The organism is Candidatus Nanopelagicales bacterium (assembly GCA_041393815.1).
In the GTDB taxonomy this organism is placed as follows: Bacteria; Actinomycetota; Actinomycetes; order S36-B12; family JAWKJK01; genus JAWKJK01.
In genome coordinates, this window is record JAWKJK010000009.1 from 48527 (window position 1) to 73348 (window position 24822).

Here is a 24822-nt window from a genome sequence, read left to right on the forward strand (position 1 = left end):
CCCGCTGGTGGAACCTCCGGCCATCCCCAGGCGTGGTTCGGGCGGTCGTGCGTTCCACCGGGGGTGACGGGTGGGGCGGGGGAATACGCGGTGGCCCCGGGGGCTCCGCGAGGGGGAGGATCCCCCGGTGATGCGAGCGGGACGGGTGCCCCGGCCGGCGGAGGTCCGCTACCCCGCCGAGGTCGACGTACGACCCCTGACCACCGACCCGGCCGACCTGGCCGCGGCGTACGAGGTCGCCGACGCCTGCGAGCGGGCCGCCGTCGGGGAGTCGGAGACCACGCGGGAGGACGTCCGGGCCCTGGTCGAGGGACCCGGCACCGCGCTCGAGGCGTGCCGGTTGGCGACCGTCGACGGCCGCGCGGCCGGGCTGCTCGTCGTGGAGGTCGACAGCGAGGGGCGCGACGTCTTCGTCGACGCGTACGTCGACCCGGCCGCACCGGACGGGCTGCTGGCCGCGCTGGTGGCCGACGGGGTCGTCGCCGCTTACGCCACCGCTGAGGCGGACCCGGCGCCCGGGCCCGGACCCGACGCCGATCTCGTGCACCCGTGCGGCACCGCGTGGCAGGTGGATGCCGGGGCCTTCGCCGCGGACGAGCCCTACCGGGAGGTCCTGCTCGCGCACGGGCTCGTCCCCGCCCGCCGCTTCTGGCGGATGCGCATCGACCTGGGGGAGAACGGGATCGGGCCGCAGGCGCCACCGCCACCCTCTGGCGTGACGATCGAGGTCGCTCGCGACGCGGACCACACTCGGCTGCTGCACGAGCTGTTCGTGGGGTCCTTCGGGGAACACTGGGGCACCGTGGTGCGGCCGTACCAGGAGTGGATCACCATGCTCGGCGCGACGCCGGGTGCCGACCCGGATCGCTGGTACGTGATCCGCCTGCACGGCCGCCCGGCCGCCCTGCTGGTGCTCGACGACTCCCGGGCCGAGCTGGGGGACGGCTACGTCCGCACCCTCGGGGTGCTGCCCTGGGCGCGGGGCCGGGGGCTGGCACGGTGGCTGCTCCACGTGGCGTTCGCCGACGCGGCCGCCCGTGGGCACACGGGCGTGGCGCTCACCGTGGACAGCGAGAACACCACGGGGGCGACGCGGTTGTACGAGGGCGTCGGCATGCGACCGATCCGGGTGATCGACGCGTTCCGGGGCACGCTAGACCCGGCCGAGCCCTAGGGCCGGCCGGGCACCGCCAGCACGACCTTGCCCACCGCCTCGCCGTCGGCGATCACGCGGTGCGCCTCCGCGGCGTCCGGCAGCGGCAGTACCCGGTCGACCACCGGGTGCAGCCGCCCGTCGGAGACCCACGGCCACACCCGATCACGGACCTGCGCGCAGATCCCGGCCTTCTCGTCCAGCGGTCGGGGGCGCAGCGAGGTGGCGTGCACGGTCCCGTTCTTGCGCAGCAGGGCGTTGAGGTCCAGCTCCCCGCGTACGCCGCCCTGCAGGCCGATGACCACGAGCCGGCCGTTGCGGGCGAGGACGTCGACGTTGCGGCCGAGGTACGCCCCACCCATGTTGTCCAGCACGACGTCAGCACCGGCGCCCCCGGACTCGGCGCGCGCCACCTCGACGAAGTCCTCGGTCCGGTAGTCGATGAGGATCTGCGCCCCGAGCTCCGCGCACCGGGCCAGCTTCTCCGGGGAGCCGGCCGTCACCGCCACGCGTGCCCCCATCAGCTGGCCCACCTGGATCGCGGTCGTGCCGATGCCGCCGCCGCCACCGTGCACCAGCAGCAGCTCGCCCTCGCGCAGGCCGGCCACCATGGCGAGGTTGGACCACACCGTGCAGGCGACCTCGGGCAGCGCGGCCGCGGTGACCAGGTCGATGCCGTCGGGCACCGGCATGAGCTGACCGGCCGGGACGGCCACGCGCTCCGCATAGCCCCCGCCGGCCAGCAGCGCGCAGGCCGGGTCGCCGACGGCCCACCCGTCGACGCCCTCGCCGAGTGCTGCCACCGTCCCCGAGCACTCCAGTCCGAGGATGTCCGACGCCCCGGGCGGGGGTGGGTAGAACCCCTGGCGCTGGAGCAGGTCGGCCCGGTTGACCGCGGTCGCGGCCACGTCGAGCAGGACCTCTCCCGGGCCGGGCACCGGGTCGGGCGCCTCCGCCCACCGCATCCGCTCCGGTCCGCCCGGCTCGTCGACGAGGATCGCGTGCACCCGCGTGAGCGTACGCGGCCGACGACGACGGGGCGTGGTTCAGATCTCCGGCGAGGACCGGATGACGACGATGCGGTCGTCCTTCTGCAGCAGGCGTACGTCGTGCCGGTCGAACCGGTGCACGATCCCGCCACGGATGACGGCGAGCACGATCTCGCCGCGCGCGTCCAGCTCCGCCGGCGACACCCCGAGCTCCTCGCGGGTGATGTCGCGCTCGACGACCTCCAGCCCACGGCCGGAGTCCAGCAGGTCCTCCATCAGGTTGCCCGCGGTGGGCGACAGCAGGGACAGCCCGAGCAGGCGCCCCGCGGACTCAGCGGTCGGGATCACGCCGTCGGCGCCGCTCTGCCGGAGCACCTGGGCGTTGATGGCCTCGCGTACGGCGGCGACGATCGTGGCGTTGGGGCTCAGTCTTCGGGCGGTGAGGGTGACCAGCACGGAGGTGTCGTCCTGGTCGGTCGCGACGATGATGCGCGCGGCCTTGTCCGCGGCGGCGTCGAGCAGCACGTCCTCCCGGCGCGCGTCGCCCACCACTCCAGCGAGGCCCATCCGGGTCGCCTCGGCGATGGACTCCGGGTCGGGGCTGACGACCACGATGCGCAGCGGGTCCAGGCCGCTGTCGAGCAGGGTGCGGACAGCGCTGCGGCCCTTGACGCCGAAGCCGATGACCACGGTGTGGTCCTTCACGCTTTGCCTCCAGCGGGACGTGCGGAACTCGTCGCGGGTGCGGCGCGTCAGCACCTCGATCGTCGTGCCGATCAGCACGATGAGGAACAGGAACCGCAGCGGCGTGACCACGACGACGTTCACCAGCCGCGAGGTCTCGCACACCGGGGCGATGTCGCCGTAGCCGGTGGTGGACAGCGTGACGGTCGCGTAGTACAGCGCGTCGAGGACGGTCAGGGTGCCGGTGGTGTCGCCGTTGGAGTAGCAGTCCCGCTCCAGGTAGGCGATCGCCGTGACGACCACGACGCAGGCGACGGCGATGAGCACCCGCACGCCGATGTTGCGCAGCGGGCTGAACCGGCGGACCGGCAGGCTCAGCCGGCCGCCCGCCGAGGGCTCGTCGTCGAGCCCGAGGTGCTCCCTGGGTCCGGCCACGGCCCGACGCTAGCCCTGCCGGGCCGTCGGGTGGTGCAGCGACCGGCCGGTGTCGGTCCCTCGGGTCGGCCGCGGGTGGGGCGCGGGCCGAGTACCGCCCGCGGCACGGGGTGCGGCGGGGACCGGGGTGGTCGGTGATTGTCCCGGGACCTCGGTCCCCAGTTCCGGGCATCCGTCCCGTTTTCACGGTCAAACATGTGTTTATCCGCGAACGGGGCGCAGGATGGGGACGTGAGCAGTGACCGCGACGCGCACCGCGTCCTGGCCGGCGACAGCCGGGCGGACGTGTTCGAGGTCGTCCGGGCTGCCGATCGGCCGATGTCCGTCGCCGAGGTGGCCGAGGCCGTCGGGCTGCACGTGAACACCGTGCGCGGGCATCTCGACCTGCTCGCCGACACCGGCTTCCTCAACCGGACCACCGAGCACCGCAACAGCCCCGGCCGCCCGCGGATCCTGTATGCGGCGACCGCTCGCCCCGTGCCCGATGAGCAGTCCGCAGTCGCCGCGGCGAACTACCGGATCCTCGCCCGGGTCCTGGTCCAGCAGATCGCCGCCCGGGCCGGATCGGCACGGGAGGCCCACGAGATCGCCCGGGTCGCCGGGCGCACCTGGGCGGCGGCCACCCAGGACCTGGCCGAGGAGCACCCGGTCACCACCCTGGCGGAGGCGTACGAGGCGCTCGTCACGCTCATGCAGGACCTCGGCTTCGACCCCCGCCCCGACCCGGCCCGGTCACGGATCGCGCTGCACGCGTGCCCCTACCTCGACGGCTCCCCGGCCCGTGATCTGCCGGTGGTGTGCGGCGTCCACCAAGGACTGCTCGAGGGCACCCTCGAGCGGCTCGGCGCTCCGATCGCGGCCGTCGGGCTCGACGTACGGCTTAGCCCCACCCGCTGCCAGGTCTCCCTGCTGGCGCGGGAGGGGAGCACGTCCCCGACGGAACGCGGGTCGGGGGACTCCGCCGGGCAGTGACTCCCGCCCGGGGGAGCGCCCCGGGCAGTGACTCCGGACGCGCGCGTCCCGGACCGCGAAGGATGACCATGACCGAGACAGTGCCCGCCCCCGGGACCGGCCGGCTGGACGGGGACGTGGAGCAGACCCTGCTCAAGGCGCGCCGCTTCTTCTCGCGTGACGCAGTGTCGGGCGACCTGCGCACGATCACCAAGGAGGGCGGCCGTCAGGCCGACGTCTTCTACCGGGACCGGTGGAGCCACGACAAGGTCGTGAGGTCCACCCACGGGGTGAACTGCACGGGCTCCTGCTCGTGGAAGGTGTACGTCAAGGACGGGATCATCACCTGGGAGTCGCAGCAGACCGACTACCCGTCGGTGGGGCCGGACAGCCCCGAGTACGAGCCCCGCGGCTGCCCGCGCGGCGCGGCGTTCTCCTGGTACACCTACTCGCCCACCCGGGTGCGCTACCCGTACGTGCGCGGCACCCTGCTGGAGCTGTACCGCGAGGCCAAGCAGCGCCTCGGCGACCCGGTCGAGGCGTTCGCCGAGGTGGCCGACGATCCGGACAAGCGGCGTCGCTACCAGTCCGCGCGCGGCAAGGGCGGCTTGGTCCGCGCCACCTGGGCCGAGGCGCTGGAGATCGTCGCGGCCGCGCAGGTGCACACGATCCGGACGTACGGACCGGACCGGGTCGCCGGCTTCTCGCCCATCCCGGCCATGTCGATGGCGTCCCACGCGGCGGGTGCGCGCTACACCTCGCTGCTCGGCGGCGCGATGCTGTCCTTCTACGACTGGTACGCCGACCTGCCGATCGCGTCGCCGCAGGTCTGGGGCGACCAGACCGACGTGCCGGAGTCCGCGGACTGGTGGAACGCGTCGTACCTGGTGATGTGGGGGTCCAACATCCCCACCACCCGCACGCCCGACGCCCACTTCATGACCGAGGCGCGCTACAAGGGCACCAAGGTCGTAACGGTCAGCCCGGACTACGCCGACAACACCAAGTTCGCCGACGAGTGGCTGGCGGCGCACCCCGGCACCGACGGTGCGCTGGCCATGGCGATGGGCCACGTGGTCCTGCGCGAGTTCTACGTCGACCGGCTGGCGCCGGCGTTCGCCGAGTACGCGCGCCGCTACACCGACCTGCCGTTCCTGGTGACGCTGGCCGAGCGTGAGCCCGGCGTGCTGGTGGCCGACCGCTTCCTCACCGCTGCCGACCTCGGTGGCGAGGTGGGCCAGCAGGAGGCAGCGCAGTGGAAGACCGTCCTGCTGGACTCGGCCACCGGTGACCCGGTGGTGCCCAACGGGTCCCTGGGGTTCCGGCACACGCCGTCCGGCGCCGGCCGGTGGAACCTCGACCTCGACGGCGTCGAGCCGGCGCTGACGGTCTACGCCGGATCGACCGGTGACTCCCGGACCGTTGCCCTCCCGAGGTTCGACCTCGGTCAGGAGACCGGGGAGAACGGCGGCGTGCTGCTGCGTGGTGTGCCGGTGCGCACCGTGGGGGGGCGGCTCGTCACGACCGTGCTGGACCTGATGCTGGCGCAGTACGGCGTGGGCCGCGACGGCCTGCCCGGCGAGTGGCCGACCGGGTACGACGACCCGCAGCCGGGGACCCCCGCCTGGCAGGAGGAGATCACCTCGGTCCCGGCCGGACAGGTGGTCCGGATCGCGCGCGAGTTCGCCGACAACGCCGAGCGGTCCGGCGGCCGATCGATGATCATGCTGGGCGCGGGTACCAACCACTGGTTCCACTCCGACACGATCTACCGCGCCATCGTGTCGCTGGTCGTGCTGACCGGATGCCAGGGCGTCAACGGCGGGGGCTGGGCGCACTACGTCGGCCAGGAGAAGTGTCGGCCGTTCACCGGCTGGGCCCAGCTGGCCTTCGGGCTGGACTGGTCGCGGCCGCCGCGGCAGATGGCCGGCACCGCGTTCTGGTACCTCGCCACGGACCAGTGGCGCTACGACGGGTTCCGCGCGGACGCGATCTCCAGCCCGCTGGGCAAGGGACTGTTCGCCGACCGGGCGCTGGCCGACACGTACGCGCAGGCGGTCCGGCTGGGCTGGACGCCGTCGTACCCGACCTTCGACCGCAACCCGATGACCCTCGCGGACGAGGCGGCGGAGTCCGGGGTCGAGGCGCCGGCGTACGTCGTCGACCAGTTGCGCTCGGGTGACCTGCGGTTCGCCTGCGAGGACCCCGACGCCGAGGCCAACTGGCCGCGCGTGCTCACGGTGTGGCGGGCCAACCTGCTCGGCTCGTCGAGCAAGGGCAACGAGTACTTCCTGCGGCACCTGCTCGGGACCGACGGGTCGGTCCGGGCGGAGGAGACCGGTCCGGACGCGCGCCCGAACGACGTCGTGTGGCGCGCGGACGCCCCGATCGGGAAGTTGGACCTGTTGTGCTCGTTGGACTTCCGGATGACGAGCACCGGGCTGTTCTCCGACGTCCTGCTGCCGGCGGCCACCTGGTACGAGAAGCACGACCTGTCGTCGACGGACATGCACCCGTTCGTGCACGCGTTCAACCCGGCCATCTCGCCGCCGTGGGAGACGCGATCGGACTACGACGCGTTCGTGGAGCTGTCGCGGGTGTTCAGCATCCTGGCGGAGAAGCACCTCGGCGTGCGGCGCGACGTGGTCGCCGTCCCGCTGATGCACGACACCCCCGGCGAGACCGCGCAGCCCGGTGGCAAGGTGCTGGACTGGCGGGCCGGGGAGTGCGAGGCGGTTCCGGGGAAGACCATGCCGGGCCTGGTCGTGGTCGAGCGCGACTACCCGGCGACATACGCACGGATGACGGCGCTCGGCCCCAACGTCGAGAACCTGGGCACCGTGGTGAAGGGCATCGCGCTGAAGCCGGAGCCGGAGGTCGAGCGGCTGAAGCGCGTGAACGGCACCGTCCACGGGGGGCCCGCGGACGGCCGCCCGCGGCTCGACCGCGCCGAGCACGCCTGCGAGACGATCCTCGCGCTGTCGGGCACCACCAACGGCCGGCTGGCCACTGCCGGCTTCGAGGTGCTCGAGCAGCGCACCGGCCGACCGCTGGCGGATCTCGCGCGTGACTCCGAGGGGCGGCAGATCACGTTCGCGGACACCCAGTCCCGGCCGCAGCCGGTCATCACGTCGCCGGAGTGGTCGGGCTCGGAGCACGGCGGGCGGCGCTACTCCCCGTTCACCATCAACGTCGAACGGCTCAAGCCCTGGCACACGCTGACCGGGCGTCAGCACTTCTTCCTCGACCACGACTGGATGACGGAGGTCGGCGAGCAGCTGCCGGTCTACCGGCCGCCGCTGAACATGCACCGCATCTTCGGTTCGCAGCAGGACGACGGCTACGGCGAGGCGCAGGTGACGGTGCGCTACCTGACGCCGCACTCGAAGTGGTCCATCCACTCGGAGTACCAGGACAACCTGTTCATGCTGGCACTGTCGCGTGGCGGACCGGACCTGTGGATGTCGGTGGAGGACGCCGCGACCCTCGGGGTGAAGGACAACGACTGGATCGAGGCGTACAACCGCAACGGCGTGGTGGTGGCCCGGGCGGTGGTGACGCACCGGATGCCGCGGGGGACCGTCTACATGTACCACGCCAAGGACCGCACGGTGGACGTCCCCATCGCGGAGACATCCGGCCGACGCGGCGGCATCCACAACTCGCTCACGCGGCTGCTGGTGAAGCCCACGCACCTGATCGGGGGCTACGCCCAGTTGTCCTACGGCTTCAACTACTACGGCCCCACCGGCAACCAGCGCGACGAGGTCACGGTCATCCGTCGCCGGTCGCAGGAGGTGACGTACTGATGAGGGTCATCGCCCAGATGGGCCGGGATCGAGAAGCGGACGAGGGCTGGAAGGTGGCGTACTGATGAAGGTCATGGCCCAGATGGGGATGGTCATGAACCTGGACAAGTGCATCGGGTGCCACACCTGCTCGGTGACCTGCAAGCAGGCGTGGACCAACCGCACCGGTGTCGAGTACGTGTGGTTCAACAACGTGGAGACGCGGCCCGGCCTGGGCTACCCCCGCCGCTACGAGGACCAGGAGGAGTGGCGCGGCGGGTGGACGCTGGACCGCCGGGGGCGACTGCGGCTGAAGGCGGGAGGACGGCTGCACAAGCTGTCGACCATCTTCAGCAATCCGCGGCTGCCGTCCATGGACGACTACTACGAGCCGTGGACGTACGACTACGACATGCTGCTCAGCGCGCCGGCGCAGGAGCACACCCCGGTGGCGCGTCCGAAGTCGATGATCACCGGCGAGCCGATGGCGATCCGGTGGTCGGCGAACTGGGACGACGACCTCGGCGGGGCACCGGAGCACGCTCCGGCGGACCCGGTGCTGCAGAAGCTCTCCACGCAGGTGAAGCTGGAGTTCGAGCAGGCATTCATGTTCTACCTGCCGCGCATCTGCGAGCACTGCCTCAACCCCTCGTGCGTGGCATCGTGCCCGTCCGGGGCGATGTACAAGCGGGCCGAGGACGGCATCGTCCTGGTGGACCAGGACGCCTGCCGCGGCTGGCGGATGTGCGTGTCCGGTTGCCCGTACAAGAAGGTCTACTTCAACCACAAGTCCGGCAAGGCCGAGAAGTGCACCCTGTGCTATCCGCGGCTGGAGGCCGGGCAGCCGACGGTCTGCTCCGAGACCTGCGTCGGTCGCCTGCGGTACCTCGGCCTGTTCCTCTACGACGCCGACAGGGTGGCGCTGGCGGCGACCACGAAGGACCCGAAGGACCTGTACGAGGCGCAACTGGACCTGCTGCTCGACCCGGACGACCCCGAGGTCGTGGGGGTGGCCCGCGAGCAGGGCATCGACGAGGACTGGCTCGACGCGGCGCGCCGGTCCCCGGTCTACCAGCTGGCGAAGGTGCACAGGGTGGCGCTGCCGCTGCATCCGGAGTACCGAACGATGCCGATGGTCTGGTACATCCCGCCACTGTCGCCGGTGGTCAGCGCACTGACGTCGACCGGCCACGACGGCGAGGACGCGGGCAACCTGTTCGGTGCGATCGAGGCGTTGCGCATCCCGATCGAGTACCTGGCCGAGCTGTTCACCGCTGGCGACGTGGCGCCGGTGGACCGGGTGCTGCGGACGCTCGCCGCGATGCGCGCGTACCTGCGTGACATCAACCTGGGCCAGGAGCCGGACGAGTCTATTCCGCAGTCGGTCGGGATGACCGGCGAGCAGATGCTGGCGATGTACCGGCTGCTGGCCATCGCGAAGTACGAGGACCGGTACGTGATCCCAACCGCGCACCGCGAGGTGGCGCTCGCGCTGGACGAGCTGCCGGGCTGCGACCTGGACTATTCGCTGACCGGTGTCGGGGGGACGGCGGTGGGCGAGTCGCGGCCGGTGCCGGTGTCTATCGAGTCGTTCCACGCGACGAAGCAGCGCCTCGAGGCGGACAAGCACCGCGACCTCACCGAGGGGATCCGATGAGCAGGGACGCGAGGGACGAGCTCACGAGGCGGACCGTGTTCGCCGCGGTGTCACGGCTGCTGCGCTACCCGGACGAGGAGTTGGTCGAGGACCTGCCGGTGCTGCGGCGGACGGTCGCCGACCTGCCCCGGTCGGTCGGGGACCCGCTGCTGGGCCTGGTGGGCCACCTGGAGGTCACGCCGCTGCTGGAGCTGCAGCGGTCGTACGTGTCGACGTTCGACCTCAAGCGCCGGTGCTGCCTGTACCTGACGTACTACCTCAACGGCGACACCCGTCGCCGGGGGATGGCGCTGTGGCGGTTCGCCGAGACGTACCGGCGCACCGGTCTCCGGCTCGAGTCCGGCGAGCTGCCGGACTTCCTTCCGGTGCTGCTGGAGTACGCGGTCGTCGGCGACGGAATCACCGGGCTGGGACTGCTGGTGGAGCACCGGGAGGGCCTGGAGGTGCTGCGGCAGGCGCTGCGGTCGCTGCACTCCCCGTACGCCGGCGCGCTCGACGCGCTGTGCCGGGTGCTGCCCGAGATGGGTGAGGAGGAGCTGGCGGCCGCGCTGCGGCTGGCGGCCGAGGGTCCACCGGCGGAGCTGGTGGGTGTCGCGCCGATGGCACCGTTCGGTGTGGTCGACGCAGAGGGGGCGGACGGGCTGGAGCGAGTGGCGGGAGCGCGGGCATGAGCGGCTGGCAGTTCTTCCTCTTCGAGGTGTTCCCGTACGTCGCGCTGACGTCGTTCGTCGTCGGGCTGGTGTGGCGGTACCGCTACGACAAGTTCGGCTGGACCTCGCGCTCGTCGCAGTGGTACGAGAGCCGGACGCTGCGCTGGGCCAGCCCGATGTTCCACTTCGGGATCCTGGGGGTGCTCGCGGGGCACTTCATCGGCCTGGTGATCCCGGCGACCTGGACCGAGAGCATCGGGGTGTCCGAGGACGCCTACCATCTGGTGGCGATGGTCGCCGGCGGAATCTTCGGCGTCATGACCGTCGTGGGGCTGGTGGCGCTGGTGTCCCGGCGCCGGCTGACGCGGTCGGTGTTCCGCGCGACTACGGTCAACGACAAGGTGATGTACCTCGTCCTCGGCGCCGTGATCCTGCTGGGGATGGTCAACACGATCGGCGTGCAGCTGCTCGGCGGCGGCTTCGACTACCGCGACACGGTGGCGGTGTGGTTCCGCAGCATCTTCTGGTTCCGGCCGGAGGGCGACGAGCTGGCGCTCGCGCCGTGGTCGTTCCAGGCGCACGCGGTGATGGCGTTCCTGCTGGTCGCCATCTGGCCGTTCACGCGGCTGGTGCACGTGCTGTCGGCCCCGGTGGGTTACCTGGTGCGCCCGTACGTGGTGTACCGCACCCGCGACCCGCAGCCGCAGCCCTCGGGCTACGCCTCCCGCTGACCGATCTTCTGTGCCGAGTGGAGGGTTGTGGTGGAAGTCGATCGATCGACCCCCACCACAACCCTCCACTCGCGGATGCGGGTCCATGGGGGTGGCGCGGTCCGGTTGACTCAGCGCAGGGCGCCGCGGGAGCGCAGCGCCCCCCGCACCTTGGCGGTGGCCAGATACGGGTCGCGCAGGTCACGGGCGGTGACCTCGACGACGTACCAGCCGTGCTCGCGCAGCAGGGTCCGCCGGCTGGCGTCCCGCTCCCGCTGCCGCGGGTCCGCGTGATAGGCCCCGTCGTACTCGACCGCGATCCGCCACCTGGGGTAGCCGAGGTCGACTCGGGCGATGAAGCCGCCGGCGGGGGCGCGGACGACCAGTTGCGGAATCGGGACGGGCAGACCGGACTCGATCAGGACAACGCGCAGCCGGGACTCCTGCGGGGACTCCGATCGCGGGTCGAGCAACTCCAGCGCCCGGCGGGCCACCCGCACCCCACGCCGCCCCCGGTGTCTTCGCACCATGGCGCGAAGCTCGTCCCTCGTCGCTTGGCCGTCGCGCACGACGGCGTCCGCCACGGCCACGAGGTCGGGCAGGCGCAGTATCGCTGCGAGGTCGACGAAGGTCCGGGCCGGAGTCGTGACCAGGACCCCGTCGTGAACCAGGTAGTCGTCGTCACGTAGCTCAACCCGGTGCCAGCGTGCCTGCGGCCGCTGCATCTTCGCGGCTCCCGATCCGTACGACCGACCGTCCGGCTTCGGTGGCCGGGCGCGGACCCGCGCGGTCAGGTGGACCGGTTGCGGGTCCCGGGTGGCCCAGGCGGGAAGTGGGAGCCGGTGCAGGCGGGCCGCGGTCAGGCCGAATGCGGCGGTGCCTTCCGGGGCAACGAGCGAAAGCGCCCTGACCTGCCCGATCAGGTCGTCCGGCGCATCGACCCTGACCCGAACGCCTCGGGTGGGGGTTCGGAACCGGGCTGCCCGGAAGGCGCCTCGACCGACGCCGTCGCGCCCCCGGGCACCGACGGTGAAGGGGTCGTCGCGGTCGTCCCACCGCGGGTCGTAGGCCATCCGAGGACCGTGGGGGTCGCGGGACGTGTTCCGCGAGGCCGGGGAGCCGGTCTGGGGATGACCCGCTCCCGATCGGGTCCGCTGGGGACGGGGCGAGTGGAGGGTTGTGGTGGAAGTCGATCGATCGACTTCCACCACAACCCTCCACTCGCGGGCACCCTGCGGTCGGGGCTCCGGGCCGGCGGCAAGCCGGGGTTTCTTCGTGTCGTAGGTCCCGGGGCATCGGGTCTCGCGTCAGGATTGACACGAAAGACCCCGTGTCAACGTGGCCGCATGACCACCAGCAGCGACCCGCTCGCGTTCGAGCCCGGGGCACCGCCCACCGCGGCGGAGATCCGTGAGGACCATGACCCGGTCGAGCACCGCCAGCGCCGGCACGTCCTCACCTGGTCGACCGCCGCGTTCACCCTGATGTTCGCGGTCTGGCTGATGTTCGGCGTCCTGGGCATCCCGATCCGCGACGAGTTCGGCCTCAGCGACGTGCAGCTGTCCTGGCTGGTGTCGGTGGCGATCCTCAACGGGTCGATCTGGCGGCTGGCCACCGGCATCCTCGCGGACAAGTTCGGCGGCAAGGTCGTCACGGTCGTGATGCTGCTGATGACCGCGATCCCGGCCTACCTCGTCTCCACCGCGGGCAGCTACCCGGCGCTGCTGTTCTATGCGTTCCTGGTCGGTTTCGCGGGCAATCTCTTCACCGTCGGGATCGCCTGGGTCTCCGCGTGGTACCCGCGGCAGCACCAGGGTTTCGCGCTCGGTGTCTTCGGGGCCGGCAACGTCGGGGCCTCGGTGACCAAGTTCATCGGCCCCGCCCTGATCGCCCTGGTCCCGGCCGCCGGCTACCTCGGCGGGCTCATCCCCGGTGGCTGGCGGTTCGTCCCGTTCCTGTACGCGGTGCTGCTCGTCCTGATGGCCGGCCTGACCTGGTTCGGCACCCCGAAGGTCGACCGCAAGCCGGGCGCCGGGCGCCCGCTCAGCGAGATGCTCCGACCGCTGAAGCAGATGCGGGTGTGGCGGTTCAGCCTTTACTACGTCATCGTCTTCGGCGCGTACGTGGCGTTGTCCGCGTGGCTGCCGAAGTACTACGTCGACGTGTACGACCTGCCGCTGCAGACCGCGGCGCTGCTGACGGCCCTCTTCATCTTCCCGGCGTCGCTGCTGCGACCCTTGGGCGGCTCGCTCTCGGACCACTTCGGCGCCCGCCGAGTCATGTACCTGACGTTCGGGATCATCCTGGTGGCCAGCGGGATCCTGATGATGCCGTACGGCCACGTCGTGCTCTACGGGCCGACCGGCGTCGAGGGCGAGGACAGCCGCAGCGTCCTGGAGTGGACCCCCGGCGTCGTCATCTTCACCATCCTGGTGTTCCTCATCGCCTGCGCCATGGGCATCGGGAAGGCCGCGGTCTACAAGCACATCCCCGAGTACTTCCCCAAGGACGTCGGCGCGGTCGGCGGTCTCGTGGGCGCGCTCGGCGCCCTCGGCGGGTTCTTCCTGCCGCTCGCCTTCGCGTACACCCACGCGTTCAGCGGAGCGCCGCAGTCCACGTTCGGCGTGCTGTTCCTCGTCACGCTCATCGGCGCGGTGTGGATGCACCTGACCGTCCTCAAGATCATGCACCAGCGGGCTCCGGAGACGCGGAACCAGTTCGAGCACCACGACGACGCGACGGGTCCCGACGCGCCGGCCACCCCCGCCGACGCGGATCGCGTCGACGTCACCACGAAGTAGGGAAGGACCCCGATGTCGACCGATACCGCTCCGAAGCCCAAGCGCTCCGGCGGCGACTGGCTGGAGTCGTGGACTCCGGAGGACAAGGACGCGTGGAACAGCTCGCTGGCCTGGCGCACGCTGTGGATCACGACGTTCAACCTGACCCTCGCGTTCATCGCGTGGTTCCTGGTGTCCGCGCTCGCGCCCAAGCTCAACAACATCGGCTTCACCCTGAGCAAGGAGCAGCTGTACTGGCTGACCGCGATGCCCGGTCTGGCGGGCGGCACGCTGCGGCTGATCTGGACGTTCCTGCCGCCGATCATGGGCACCCGCAAACTGGTCACGATCACCTCCGCGCTGCTGCTGCTGCCGCTGGTCGGCTGGGGCCTGGCGGTGCAGAACCCGCAGACCCCGTATGCCGTCCTGCTGTTCCTCGGCATCCTGGCCGGCATCGGTGGCGGCGCGTTCTCCGGCTTCATGCCGAGCACGTCGTACTTCTTCCCCAAGGCCAAGCAGGGCACCGCGCTCGGCCTGCAGGCGGGCATCGGCAACTTCGGTGTCTCGATCGTGCAGTTCGTGACGCCGTGGATCGTCGGCTTCGCCCTGCTCGGCGGCGCGCTCGGCGCTTCGCAGCAGTTCGTCGACGCGGACAAGGGCATCGACAAGGCGGTCTGGTACCAGAACGCCGGCTACGTCTGGGTCCCCTTCGTGATCGTCGGCACCATCCTCGCGTGGCTGCTGCTGAAGTCGGTCCCGGTGCAGGCCCGCGGCCTGCGCGACCAGTTCGACATCTTCAGGAACACCGACACCTGGCTGATGACGCTGCTGTACGTCATCACCTTCGGCACGTTCTCCGGCTTCGCCGCGGCGTTCGGCCTGCTCATCAAGAACCTCTACGGCAGTGACGTCTTCGGGGCGGACGGCATCGACCCGCTGAAGTACGCGTTCCTCGGCGCACTGGTCGGGTCAGCGGCCCGCGTCATTGCCGGCCCGTTCGCAGACCGCCTGGGCGGGGCGCGCATCACACTGGTCGCTGCGGCCGGTATCGCGGCGGCGTCGGTCTTCACGGCCTTCCAGCTGCACCCGACGTCCGTGGACCAGTTCCCCGCGTTCCTGTGGGGGATGCTGGCGATCTTCTTCTTCGCGGGAGTGGGCAACGCGAGCACGTTCAAGCAGATGCCGATGATCTTCGAGCCGCGGCAGGCGGGCGGGGTGATCGGCTGGACGTCGGCCATCGCCGCATACGGCCCGTTCTTCTTCGGGATGCTGCTCGCGGCCATCGCCCCGCAGCTGTTCTTCTTCATGTGGGCCGCGCTCGCGGCGGTCGGCGTGGTCGTGGCGTGGATGCGGTACGCGCGTCCGGGGGCGCCGAAGCCGTCGTGACCTGACCGGCGCGCGCCCGTGGGCGCGCGCCAACGCCGGGACCGGTCAGCCGGCCGCCGGGACGGGGAGCACCTCGACCCGCGAGCCGCGCTGGCCGGTCCCTGGCGGGACGACGGCCAGCCCGTCGCCGAGGGCGAGGCCGCGCAGCATCGCCGGACCGGTGAAGCGCAGCGGGGCGGCCAGCGTCGTAACGTCGCCCGGGTCGAGCTGGACCGGTACCAGCCGGGTGTCGTGCGGGTGCGCGGGGACGTCCTCGGTCAGGACGGCGTCCACGATCCCGCGCTGCTCGGCATCGGGGTCGCCCCGCAGCCCTGCAACCAGGGGCCCGGCCAGCGTCGCCAGCCCGGACACCGCGGCGAGCGGGTTGCCCGGCAGCCCCAGGACGAACCGGCCGTCCGGCAGCCGGGCCAGCAGCATCGGGTGACCCGGGCGCACGGACACCCCGTCGACGATCCACCGGGCCCGCAGGTGCGTGAGCACGTCGTGCAGGTGGTCCACCGGTCCGCGGGCGGTGGACCCGGTGGTGACGAGAACATCCACGTTGGCGTCCTCGATCTCCTCCAGCAGCGCCTGGCGGCTGTCGGGGACCCGTACCGGCGGGTTGCCGCGGGCACCCAGGCCGGCCATCCACGCCGGGACCAGCGGGCCGAGCGCGTCGCGCACCTTGCCCGCGCGCGGCAGCCCGCGCTCCAGCAACTCGTCCCCGAGGACGAGGACGCCCACGACCGGGGTGCGCACCACGGGCAGGCCGTCGTACCCGGCGGCGGCCGCCAGCCCGAGGACGGCCGGCGTCACGACGACGCCCGCGGGGACGAGGAAGTCGCCGTCGCCGCACTCCTCGCCGCGGGCACGCACGTCCGTGCCCGCCGCCAGCGACGAGCCGTCGCCGGGGATCCCGGTCAGCGGGTCCAGCGCGAGCAGGCGGGCGCCGTCGCGGGCCTGCTCCAGGACCGCCTGCTCGCGGCGCAGTACCGCTGTCGCACCCTCGGGCAGGACGGCCCCGGTGGCGATCGGGACGGCGTGGCCGTCGGGGAGCGCGGTGCGGTCCGCGCCGGCGAGGACGGACGCGGCGTCGGGCGAGGTGTCGGCGTGCCAGGGGCCGCGTCCGGCGACCGCCCAGCCGTCCATGGCGGCGGAGTCGAACGGGGGGAGGTCGGTCAGCGCGTGCAGCGGCTCGGCCAGCACCGAGCCGACCGCCTCGTCGAGCCGGGCGGTGACCACCGGCAGCGGCTCGGCCGCCGTCCGGGCCACCAGCCGGGCCTGGGTCCAGGGCAGGACGCCGGACACGCTCGCGGTGCTCACGCCGCCGATCCTGTCACCGCGGGCCTCGGCCCGTCCCGCGCGACTCCCTTGCCCGGCCCCCTTCCGCGGCCGAATGAGTCTGGGCGTCGCTTATGAGGCCCAGAAGGGCCCCCAAGCGACGTGGAGACTCATTCCGTCGCGAGGTGGGGGCGCGGTGCATCCCGCGGTCCGGGTCGGGGCCCGGGTGGACGGGGGCGCGGCTGGACCGGGGGCGCGGCTGGACCGGGGGCGCGGCTGGACCGGGGGCGCGGCTGGACCGGGGGCGCGGCTGGACCGGGGGCGCGGCTGGACCGGGGGCGCGGCTGGACCGGGGGCGCGGCTGGACCGGGGGTCAGGACTGGATGCCGATGTCCCATCGGCCGGCGAGTTGCTGCGTCGTATGGGCCGCGGCACGGACGTCGTCCGCGGACCCGCCGGCCTTGGCGGCCGCGTAGCCCACCAGGAAGGTGCTGATCGGGGCGGCTGGCCGGTCCACGGAGTGGGCGGCGTCCCGCGCCACTTCGAGCAGCAGCTTCACGTCGACCTCGGCGTCGACGCCGAGCTCCTTGGCCAGCGCCGCGGTCCACCGCAGGACGTTGTTCTCCTCAGTGCTCACGCGGCCACACGATCCGCTAAGCGGATCGTGTGGTCAACAACCCGGCCGACACGCCGCGCAAGCTGGCAACACGATCCGGGTAGCGGATCGTGTGCCCGAAGCGCGGGGTGATGGGCAGGGCGGGTCTTGACGCCTGCGTCAACTTGACACTAGCGTCAAGTGTCATGGCACCGGTGCTGCGCAGCCGGGTGGACACCCGGTCGGAGGCGTACGCGGACAACCGCGCGGCGATGCTCGCGGCGCTGGCGGAGGTCCGGGAGCTGCAGGAGCGGGTGGTCGCCGGCGGCGGCTCCACCGACGCGGAGAAGAACGCCCGCACGGTGGCCCGGCACCGGTCCCGGGGCAAGCTGCTCCCGCGCGAGCGGATCGAGCTGCTGCTGGACCCCGACAGCCCCTTCCTGGAGCTCTCCCCGCTGGCCGGCTGGGGCACCGACGACCCGCTCGGCGCCGGCGTCGTCACCGGCGTGGGCCGGGTCAGCGGCACCGAGTGCGTCGTCGTCGCCAACGACCCCACGGTCAAGGGCGGCAGCCAGGGGCCGACCGCGGTCCGCAAGGGCCTGCGCGCGATGGAGGTCGCCCGCGACAACCGCCTGCCGCTGCTGAGCCTCACCGAGTCCGGTGGTGCCGACCTGCCGAAGCAGTCGGAGATCTTCGTTCCCGGCGGGGCCTCGTTCAAGAACCTCACCCAGCTGTCCGCCGCGGGGATCCCCACGGTCACCCTCGTCTTCGGCAGCAGCACGGCGGGCGGCGCCTACGTGCCTGGCATGAGCGACTACGTCGTGCTGCAGAAGGAGGCGGCCCGCGTCTACCTCGGCGGCCCGCCGCTGGTGAAGATGGCGATCGACGAGGACGCGGACGAGGAGGAGCTCGGCGGGGCCGAGATGCACTCCCGCGTCAGCGGCCTGGGCGACTACCTCGCGCTCGACGAGCCGGACGCCCTGCGCATCGGCCGGGACATCGTCGCCCACCTGCGGTGGCGCAAGCAGGGCCCGGGCCCCGACCGCGCCGCCACCCTGCCCGCGTACGACCCGGACGAGCTGCTCGGCATCGCCTCGGCCGACGTGCGCGTCCCGTTCGAGGCCCGCGAGGTCCTCGCCCGCATCCTCGACGGCAGCGAGTTCGAGGAGTTCAAGCCGCTGTACGGCACCACGCTGGTGACCGGCTGGGGGCACGTCGCCGGCTACCCGGTCGGCATCCTCGCCAACAACGGGATCCTGTTCTCCGAGGAGGCGCAGAAGGGCGCCCAGTTCATCCAGCTGTGCAACCGGATGGACGTCCCGATCGTGTTCGCGCAGAACATCACCGGCTTCATGGTCGGCACGCGCTACGAGCAGGGCGGCATCATCAAGGACGGCGCCAAGCTCATCAACGCGGTGAGCAACTCCACCGTGCCGCACCTGACACTGATGATGGGTGCGTCGTACGGCGCGGGGAACTACGGCATGTCCGGCCGCGCCTACGACCCGCGGTTCGTCTTCACCTGGCCCAACCACCGGATCGCGGTGATGGGGTCCAAGCAGCTCGCCGGCGTCCTCACGATCGTGGCGAGGCAGAAGGCGGGAGACGCGTTCGACGAGAACGCCTTCGCCCCGCTGCGCGACGCGTTCGAGCAGCAGGTGGAGAAGGAGTCCACCGCGCTGTTCGCCACCGGCCGGCTGTGGGACGACGGAATCGTCGACCCTCGTGACAGCCGTACGGTCCTGTCCCTCGCGCTGTCCGCCGTGCACTCCGCGCCGGTGCGCGGCGCCGACGGCTTCGGCGTCTTCCGGATGTGAGGGCCGCGATGACCATCACCCGACTGCTCGTCGCCAACCGGGGGGAGATCGCCCGCCGGGTCTTCCGCACCGCGCGGTCGCTGGGCATCCAGACCGTCGCCGTGCACTCAGACCCGGATCGGGACGCGCCGTTCGTCGCCGAGGCCGACCTGGCGGTGGCGCTGCCGGGGACGACCAGCGCGGAGACCTACCTCGACGCCGCGGCGGTGATCGCGGCGGCGACCCGAGCCGGTGCCGACGCAGTCCATCCCGGCTACGGCTTCCTGTCCGAGAACCCCGACTTCGCGGAGGCCGTCGAGGCGGCCGGGCTCACCTGGGTGGGCCCCCCGCCGACGGCCATCCGGGCGATGGCGCTGAAGGTCGAGGCCAAGCGACTGGCTGCGAAGGCAGGGGTGCCGCTGGTGCCCGGTGCCGAGCTGTCCGCGGCCGCCGACGCCGACGAGCTGCGCTCCGCGGGAGACGGCGTCGGATACCCGTTGCTGGTCAAGGCGTCAGCGGGTGGCGGTGGCAAGGGCATGCGCGTCGTGGAGCGCGCCGAGGACCTGGCCGACGCGGTCGCCGCCGCCCAGCGCGAGGCGGCCTCCGCGTTCGGCGACCCCACGGTGTTCCTGGAGCGCTACGTGACCCGGGCCCGGCACGTCGAGGTCCAGGTGTTCGGGGACGCGCACGGCGGGGCGGTCCACCTGTTCGAGCGGGAGTGCAGCATCCAGCGCCGGCACCAGAAGATCGTCGAGGAGTCCCCGTCGCCCGGCGCCACCGACGCGACGCGCGAGGCGATGTTCGAGGCGGCCGTCGCGCTGACGCGCGAGATCGGGTACGTCGGGGCAGGGACCGTCGAGTTCATCGTCTCCGGCGAGGGCTCGGACCAGGAGTTCTACTTCCTGGAGATGAACACCCGGCTGCAGGTGGAGCACCCGGTCACCGAGGCGGTGACCGGGCTGGACCTGGTCGAGTGGCAGCTCCGGATCGCCCAGGGCGAACCGATCCCGTTGCTGCAGAGCGAGATCCGTCGACACGGCCACGCGGTCGAGGTCCGGCTCTACGCCGAGGATCCGACCCGCGGCTACCTGCCCAACACCGGGCGACTGCACGTCGTCGACACCGTCGGCGAGCCGAACGTTCGCGTTGACTCCGGGGTCGAGTCCGGCAGTGAGGTGTCCGCGCACTACGACCCGATGCTGGCGAAGGTCATCGCCCATGGCCCCACGCGTGCCGTCGCGTCGGCCCGCCTGGCCGGGCACCTGCGGCGCATGCGCATCCACGGACTCACGACCAACCGGGACTCCCTCGTCGCTGTGCTCGACTCCCCGGCCTACCGCGCCGGCGACACGACCACAGCGTTCCTGGAGGAGCACCCCGAGGTGCTCGCACCCGCCCTCCCGGAGGAGGTGCGGGACCGGCACCTGGTGGCCGCGACCTTCGCGGAGTCGGCGCTGCAGCGGGCCGCGGCGCCCGATCGCGACCTGGCGCCGGCCGGATGGCGCAACGTCCCCGCCACCCTGCAGGCCCGCTCGTGGCACCCCGCGTCCGGCGGCTCCGGTGAGGAGGACGTCACGGTTGCCTACCGCACCGCCGGCGCGGTCACCGCGGACCCGGCGCCGCGCGTGAGCCTGGTCGGCGGCGACCAGGACCCGTTCACCGATCCGGGCCGGACGGTGCCGGACCCGACCGTCCTCGTGCGCAGCATCGGCCGGGACGCCGCGGACGCCGCCGACGTGGTGGTCCTCGACGTCGACACCGACGGTGTCGGCGCGCGCGTCACCGTCACCCGCTACGCGGACCTCGTCTGCGTCGACGACGGCCTGCACTCCACGGCCTGGCGGCCACGGTCGAGGTTCGGTGACGCGACCCACGAGGCCGGCGCCCGCGGACCGTCCACCCCCGTGCCCGGAACGGTCACCCTCGTCCAGGTCGCCGTCGGCGACCGGGTGCGTGAGGGACAGACCCTGGTCGTCCTGGAGGCCATGAAGATGGAGCACCGGATCGTGGCGGACTCCGACGCCGTCGTCACCGACGTGCTGGTGGAGCCGGGGCAGGCGGTCGACGCGCACCAGGTCGTCGTCGTCCTCGACGAGACGGACGAGACCGTCACCGGGACCGACGACGGAGCGTCCGCATGAGCGACGCACCCCGCCGGCCGGTCCGCATCGCCAACTGCAGCGGCTTCTTCGGGGACCGCATCGCGGCGGCCCGCGAGATGGTCGACGGCGGCCCGGTCGACGTGCTCACCGGCGACTGGCTGGCCGAGCTGACGATGCTCATCCTGGCGCGGCAGCGGATGAAGCACGGTGCCGGCGCGGGCTACGCGCGCACGTTCCTGACCCAGATGGAGCAGGTCCTGGGCACCTGCCTGGACCGCGGCGTCCGGGTCGTCACCAATGCCGGCGGCCTGGACCCACAGGGGCTGGCGGATGCGTTGCGCGCCAAGGCCGACGAGCTGGGCCTCGGCGCCGTCCGCATCGGCGTGGTCACCGGGGACGACCTCGTGACACGGCTCGACGACCTGCGGGCGCAGGGCGAGGCGCTGGTCAACATGGACACCGGCGAGGAGTTCGCCTCCCTCGGCGTCCCCGCGCTCACGGCCAACGCCTACCTCGGCGGCCGCGGCATCACCGCCGCTCTGGACGCCGGGGCCGACGTCGTCATCACCGGCCGGGTCACCGACGCCGCCCTCGCGGTCGGACCCGCGGCGTGGTGGCACGGGTGGTCGTACGACGACGCCGTGACCGGGGACCAGGACGCGCTCGACGCCCTCGCCGGTGCCGTCGTCGCCGGGCATGTGATCGAGTGCGGCGCGCAGGCGACGGGCGGCAACTACGCGTTCTTCACCGACGTCCCGGGACTGGAGCACGTCGGCTTCCCGATCGCCGAGGTCGCCGCCGACGGGGCGTCGGTGATCACCAAGCATGAGGGGACCGGCGGCCTGGTCAGCGTGGGCACCGTCACCGCCCAGCTGCTGTACGAGGTGGGGGGCCCGGAGTACGCCAACCCGGACGTCACGGCCCGCTTCGACACCATCCACCTGCGCCAGGTGGGCCGGGACCGGGTGCGCATCTCGGGCGTGCGGGGCGAGCTGCCGCCAGCCCGGCTGAAGGTGTCGCTCAACTACCTCGGCGGCTTCCGCAACACGATGTCGCTCGTGCTCACCGGGCTCGACGCCGACGCGAAGGCCGACCTGGCGCTGCGCACCGTCACCGGCCTCACCCTCGACGACGTGGCGGCCGACCCCGACCCGCGCCGGCTCGGTCCCCGCTCGGGCCTCGGTGTGCGCGAGCTCGCGGTCGAGCTGCAGCGCGACCAGGGCGACGACCCGGCGACGACCGCCGAGGCGCAGGCCCACCTGCGCCTCACCGTGAAGGACGCGGACCCGAAGAAGGTCGGCAAGCCCTTCACCACCGCGGTGGTGGAGGCGGCACTCGGGTCGTACCCGGGAATGTTCCCCACCGCGCCGCCCGCGGACGGGACTCCGTACGGCGTCTACTGGCCGACGTCGGTGGCCGCAGACGCGGTGGTCCAGACGGTGACGCTCGACGGCCACGAGGTCGGCACGGTGCCGGGCGGCGGCTGCGCGCATGGCACCCAGCGGCAGCACCGCGAGCCGTCGCGGCACGACGCAGACGCGCACGGGCCCTCGGTCCCGGTCCCGCCCGGTCCCACCCGGCGGCTCCCGCTGGGCGCGGTCGCCGGCGCGCGGTCCGGCGACAAGGGCGGGGACGCGAACGTCGGGGTCTGGGCCCCCGACCCGACCGAGCCCGAGGCGGTGGCGTTGGCGTGGGGGGAGACCGACACGCTCGTCGCGCTCGGCGTCGACGCCGAGCACGACACCGCTGCGGTCTGGGCCGAGGACTCCCCACTCGTGCCGGACCCCGGTCTGGTCATCCGCGCCGACGCGACCTTCGACTGGCTGGTGCACACGCTGACCCCGGACGGCGTCCGCCGACTGCTGCCCGAGGCCCGGAACCTCGACGTCGACGTGTACCCGCTGCCGAACCTGCGCGCGGTCAACGTCGTCATCCGCGGACTGCTCGGCCGCGGAGTCGCCGAGTCGACCCGGTTGGACCCGCAGGCGAAGGGACTCGGGGAGCACCTGCGGGCGCGGCTCGTGGACGTACCGACGGTGCTGCTGCCGCCGGCCGACGGCGAGGACGCGGACGCGGCGGAGGGGCACGCGTGAGCGTCGCCGTGACCGGCGAGAGCGGGCGCGCCCCGTTGACCGAGCGCGGCCGCCGCACCCGCGACGGGCTGCTGACCGCGGCGCGCGGGGTCTTCGAGGCACGCGGGTTCAGCGCGACCCGCATGGGCGACATCGCCGAGGCGGCCGGCGTCAGCCACGGCACGGTCTACACCTGGTTCGACACCAAGGAGGACCTGCTCGCGGGCGTCGTGGACGGCATCGTGGCCGAGCTGTACGACGCGCTGCGGGTCCGCGACGACGCCGACCCGGTGCAGCGCATCGCGATGGCGAACCGGTCGTACCTGGACGCCTACCGCGCCAACGCCCGCCTGCTCGAGATCGTGGAACAGGTGGCGACCACCGACCCGCGGTTCCGCGCGGTACTCGCCGACCTGCGCTCCACGCACGTTGCGCGGGTGGCCGCGACCGTGCGCCGGATGCAGCGCGACGGCGTCGCCTCCGCCGACCTGGACCCTGAGCTCGCCGCCGCTGCGCTGTGCTCGATGGTCGAGGGCTTCGCGCGCAACTGGTTCGGCCGCGGCGAGACGTACGACGAGGTGGCCGCCACCGACACCCTGACCCGGCTGTGGGCTCGCGCCCTGCAGCTGCCCGAGCCGACCGCAACGCCCACGGAGGGACCCTGATGGACTTCACGCCCGAGCACGACCAGTTCCGCGCGGTCGTGCGCGACCTCGTCGAGACCGAGATCAACCCGTACGTCGACGAGTGGGAGGAGGCCGGGACGTTCCCGGCCCACGAACTGTTCCCGAAGCTGGCGAAGGTCGGGGCGCTGGGACTGGAGTACGACCCGGAGTACGGCGGACAGGGTGCGGACCACTCGTTCACCCTCGTGCTGGCAGAGGAACTCGGCCGGGCCGATTGCGCCGGCGTTCCCATGGCGATCGCGGTGCAGACGTCGATGGCGACACCGGCGCTCGCGCGCTTCGGCAGCGACGAGCTGAAGCAGCGCTACCTCGCGCCGGCGCTGCGGGGGGAGCAGGTCTGCTCGATCGCGGTGTCCGAGCCGGACGCCGGGTCCGACGTCGCAGGCATCCGGACCCGGGCCGTCCGCGACGGGGACGAGTGGGTCATCAACGGCCGGAAGATGTGGATCACCAACGGGACCCAGGCCGACTGGCTGTGCCTGCTGGCCCGCACCTCCGACGAGGGCGGCTACCAGGGCATGTCGATGATCGTCGTCCCCACGGACACGCCCGGGTTCTCCGTCGGCCGCAAGATCGAGAAGATGGGCAACCGCTCCAGCGACACCGCGGAGCTGGTCCTGGACGACGTGCGGGTCCCGGTCGGGAACGCGATCGGCGAGCCCGGCCGAGGGTTCCAGCAGCAGATGGCACAGTTCCAGGACGAGCGCCTGATCGGCGCGTACATGGCCGTCGCCGGTGCGCGGCGGGCACTGGACCGCACGATGGACTACCTGCGCGACCGGGTCGCCTTCGGCAAGCCGCTGCTGGCGAACCAGGCGATCCAGTACCGCCTCGCCGAGCTCGTCGCCGACGTCGACGTCCTGCGGGACTACCTGCGGCACACCGCCGAGCGCTACGTCGCGGGGGAGGACGTCAGCCGGCAGGCCACCATCGCCAAGCTCAAGTCCGGCCGCCTGATCCGCGACGTGGCCGACGCCTGCGTGCAGTACCACGGCGGTATGGGCTACGCCGAGGAGATGTGGGTGGCGCGGTACTTCCGGGACGCCCGCCTGGTGTCGATCGGGGGCGGCGCGGACGAGGTCATGCTGCGCATCATCACGATGATGGAGGGGATGGGGAAGCGGTGAG

The 24822-nt window shown here is 72.5% G+C and carries 18 protein-coding genes; 13 read left to right on the forward strand and 5 right to left on the reverse strand.

What is annotated here, in order from left to right; all coding sequences use genetic code 11:
* Nucleotides 1-130: 130 nt before the first annotated feature.
* On the forward strand, nucleotides 131-1174 hold the full coding sequence (locus R2737_18140; GenBank protein MEZ5118181.1) for a GNAT family N-acetyltransferase: 1044 nt from the start codon (nucleotides 131-133) through the stop codon (nucleotides 1172-1174).
* Here R2737_18140 and R2737_18145 read toward each other — a convergent pair.
* The gene (locus tag R2737_18145; GenBank protein MEZ5118182.1) at nucleotides 1171-2160 is read right to left on the reverse strand and encodes an NAD(P)H-quinone oxidoreductase; all 990 of its coding nucleotides are present in this window, start codon (nucleotides 2158-2160) and stop codon (nucleotides 1171-1173) included. The genes R2737_18140 and R2737_18145 overlap by 4 nt on opposite strands.
* Nucleotides 2161-2199: 39 nt before the next feature.
* Nucleotides 2200-3261, reverse strand: coding sequence for a potassium channel family protein (locus tag R2737_18150; protein ID MEZ5118183.1), 1062 nt, complete (start codon nucleotides 3259-3261; stop codon nucleotides 2200-2202).
* 231 nt (nucleotides 3262-3492) lie between these two features.
* On the opposite strand from R2737_18150, the gene R2737_18155 reads away from it, so the two are divergent.
* From R2737_18155 to narI, 5 genes are all read left to right on the forward strand, one after another.
* Nucleotides 3493-4233: a helix-turn-helix domain-containing protein gene (locus R2737_18155; protein ID MEZ5118184.1), complete on the forward strand. Its 741-nt coding sequence runs from the start codon at nucleotides 3493-3495 to the stop codon at nucleotides 4231-4233.
* A 68-nt stretch (nucleotides 4234-4301) separates the two neighbouring features.
* Complete coding sequence (locus R2737_18160; GenBank protein MEZ5118185.1) at nucleotides 4302-8021, forward strand: nitrate reductase subunit alpha; 3720 nt, start codon at nucleotides 4302-4304, stop codon at nucleotides 8019-8021.
* Nucleotides 8022-8085: 64 nt separating this feature from the next.
* Nucleotides 8086-9657, forward strand: a complete 1572-nt coding sequence (gene narH / locus R2737_18165) for a nitrate reductase subunit beta (protein ID MEZ5118186.1) — start codon at nucleotides 8086-8088, stop codon at nucleotides 9655-9657.
* On the forward strand, nucleotides 9654-10328 hold the full coding sequence (narJ, locus tag R2737_18170; GenBank protein ID MEZ5118187.1) for a nitrate reductase molybdenum cofactor assembly chaperone: 675 nt from the start codon (nucleotides 9654-9656) through the stop codon (nucleotides 10326-10328). The genes narH and narJ overlap by 4 nt, the downstream gene beginning before the upstream one ends.
* Nucleotides 10325-11038 (forward strand): respiratory nitrate reductase subunit gamma, encoded by a 714-nt coding sequence (narI, locus tag R2737_18175; protein MEZ5118188.1) that lies wholly within the window; start codon nucleotides 10325-10327, stop codon nucleotides 11036-11038. The genes narJ and narI overlap by 4 nt, the downstream gene beginning before the upstream one ends.
* A gap of 110 nt (nucleotides 11039-11148) precedes the next feature.
* Here narI and R2737_18180 read toward each other — a convergent pair whose 3' ends face one another.
* Nucleotides 11149-12090: a hypothetical protein gene (locus R2737_18180; protein ID MEZ5118189.1), complete on the reverse strand. Its 942-nt coding sequence runs from the start codon at nucleotides 12088-12090 to the stop codon at nucleotides 11149-11151.
* Between the two features lie 273 nt (nucleotides 12091-12363).
* Between R2737_18180 and R2737_18185 the strand changes: the two genes are divergently transcribed.
* Entirely contained in the window at nucleotides 12364-13818 is a 1455-nt protein-coding gene (locus R2737_18185) for a nitrate/nitrite transporter (GenBank protein MEZ5118190.1), read from the forward strand.
* 12 nt (nucleotides 13819-13830) lie between these two features.
* Nucleotides 13831-15183, forward strand: a complete 1353-nt coding sequence (locus R2737_18190; GenBank protein MEZ5118191.1) for an MFS transporter — start codon at nucleotides 13831-13833, stop codon at nucleotides 15181-15183.
* Nucleotides 15184-15228: 45 nt separating this feature from the next.
* On the opposite strand, the gene R2737_18195 is transcribed toward R2737_18190, so the two are convergent.
* Both R2737_18195 and R2737_18200 read right to left on the reverse strand, forming a co-directional pair.
* Nucleotides 15229-16485 (reverse strand): molybdopterin molybdotransferase MoeA, encoded by a 1257-nt coding sequence (locus R2737_18195; GenBank protein ID MEZ5118192.1) that lies wholly within the window; start codon nucleotides 16483-16485, stop codon nucleotides 15229-15231.
* Between the two features lie 331 nt (nucleotides 16486-16816).
* The gene (locus R2737_18200; protein MEZ5118193.1) at nucleotides 16817-17080 is read right to left on the reverse strand and encodes a DUF6457 domain-containing protein; all 264 of its coding nucleotides are present in this window, start codon (nucleotides 17078-17080) and stop codon (nucleotides 16817-16819) included.
* Between the two features lie 164 nt (nucleotides 17081-17244).
* On the opposite strand from R2737_18200, the gene R2737_18205 reads away from it, so the two are divergent.
* Genes R2737_18205 through R2737_18225 form a run of 5 tightly spaced genes read left to right on the forward strand, consistent with a single transcriptional unit; the run spans nucleotide 17245 to nucleotide 24821 of the window.
* Nucleotides 17245-18855 (forward strand): carboxyl transferase domain-containing protein, encoded by a 1611-nt coding sequence (locus R2737_18205; GenBank protein ID MEZ5118194.1) that lies wholly within the window; start codon nucleotides 17245-17247, stop codon nucleotides 18853-18855.
* 8 nt (nucleotides 18856-18863) lie between these two features.
* Nucleotides 18864-20975 carry a biotin carboxylase N-terminal domain-containing protein gene (locus tag R2737_18210; GenBank protein MEZ5118195.1) on the forward strand — a complete coding sequence of 704 codons (2112 nt, stop codon included), beginning with the start codon at nucleotides 18864-18866 and terminating at the stop codon, nucleotides 20973-20975.
* The gene (locus R2737_18215; protein MEZ5118196.1) at nucleotides 20972-23029 is read left to right on the forward strand and encodes an acyclic terpene utilization AtuA family protein; all 2058 of its coding nucleotides are present in this window, start codon (nucleotides 20972-20974) and stop codon (nucleotides 23027-23029) included. The genes R2737_18210 and R2737_18215 overlap by 4 nt, the downstream gene beginning before the upstream one ends.
* The gene (locus R2737_18220; GenBank protein MEZ5118197.1) at nucleotides 23026-23673 is read left to right on the forward strand and encodes a TetR/AcrR family transcriptional regulator; all 648 of its coding nucleotides are present in this window, start codon (nucleotides 23026-23028) and stop codon (nucleotides 23671-23673) included. The genes R2737_18215 and R2737_18220 overlap by 4 nt, the downstream gene beginning before the upstream one ends.
* Nucleotides 23673-24821, forward strand: a complete 1149-nt coding sequence (locus tag R2737_18225; GenBank protein ID MEZ5118198.1) for an acyl-CoA dehydrogenase family protein — start codon at nucleotides 23673-23675, stop codon at nucleotides 24819-24821. The genes R2737_18220 and R2737_18225 overlap by 1 nt, the downstream gene beginning before the upstream one ends.
* Nucleotide 24822: the final 1 nt, after the last annotated feature.

Coding starts and splice junctions, on each gene's coding strand:
- narJ (MEZ5118187.1), top strand. CDS start 9,654: ATGAGCAGGGACGCGAGGGACGAGCTCACGAGGCGGACCGTGTTCGCC.
- R2737_18210 (MEZ5118195.1), top strand. CDS start 18,864: ATGACCATCACCCGACTGCTCGTCGCCAACCGGGGGGAGATCGCCCGC.
- narI (MEZ5118188.1), top strand. CDS start 10,325: ATGAGCGGCTGGCAGTTCTTCCTCTTCGAGGTGTTCCCGTACGTCGCG.
- narH (MEZ5118186.1), top strand. CDS start 8,086: ATGAAGGTCATGGCCCAGATGGGGATGGTCATGAACCTGGACAAGTGC.
- R2737_18185 (MEZ5118190.1), top strand. CDS start 12,364: ATGACCACCAGCAGCGACCCGCTCGCGTTCGAGCCCGGGGCACCGCCC.
- R2737_18160 (MEZ5118185.1), top strand. CDS start 4,302: ATGACCGAGACAGTGCCCGCCCCCGGGACCGGCCGGCTGGACGGGGAC.
- R2737_18205 (MEZ5118194.1), top strand. CDS start 17,245: ATGGCACCGGTGCTGCGCAGCCGGGTGGACACCCGGTCGGAGGCGTAC.
- R2737_18180 (MEZ5118189.1), bottom strand. CDS start 12,090: ATGGCCTACGACCCGCGGTGGGACGACCGCGACGACCCCTTCACCGTC.
- R2737_18190 (MEZ5118191.1), top strand. CDS start 13,831: ATGTCGACCGATACCGCTCCGAAGCCCAAGCGCTCCGGCGGCGACTGG.
- R2737_18225 (MEZ5118198.1), top strand. CDS start 23,673: ATGGACTTCACGCCCGAGCACGACCAGTTCCGCGCGGTCGTGCGCGAC.
- R2737_18140 (MEZ5118181.1), top strand. CDS start 131: ATGCGAGCGGGACGGGTGCCCCGGCCGGCGGAGGTCCGCTACCCCGCC.
- R2737_18215 (MEZ5118196.1), top strand. CDS start 20,972: ATGAGCGACGCACCCCGCCGGCCGGTCCGCATCGCCAACTGCAGCGGC.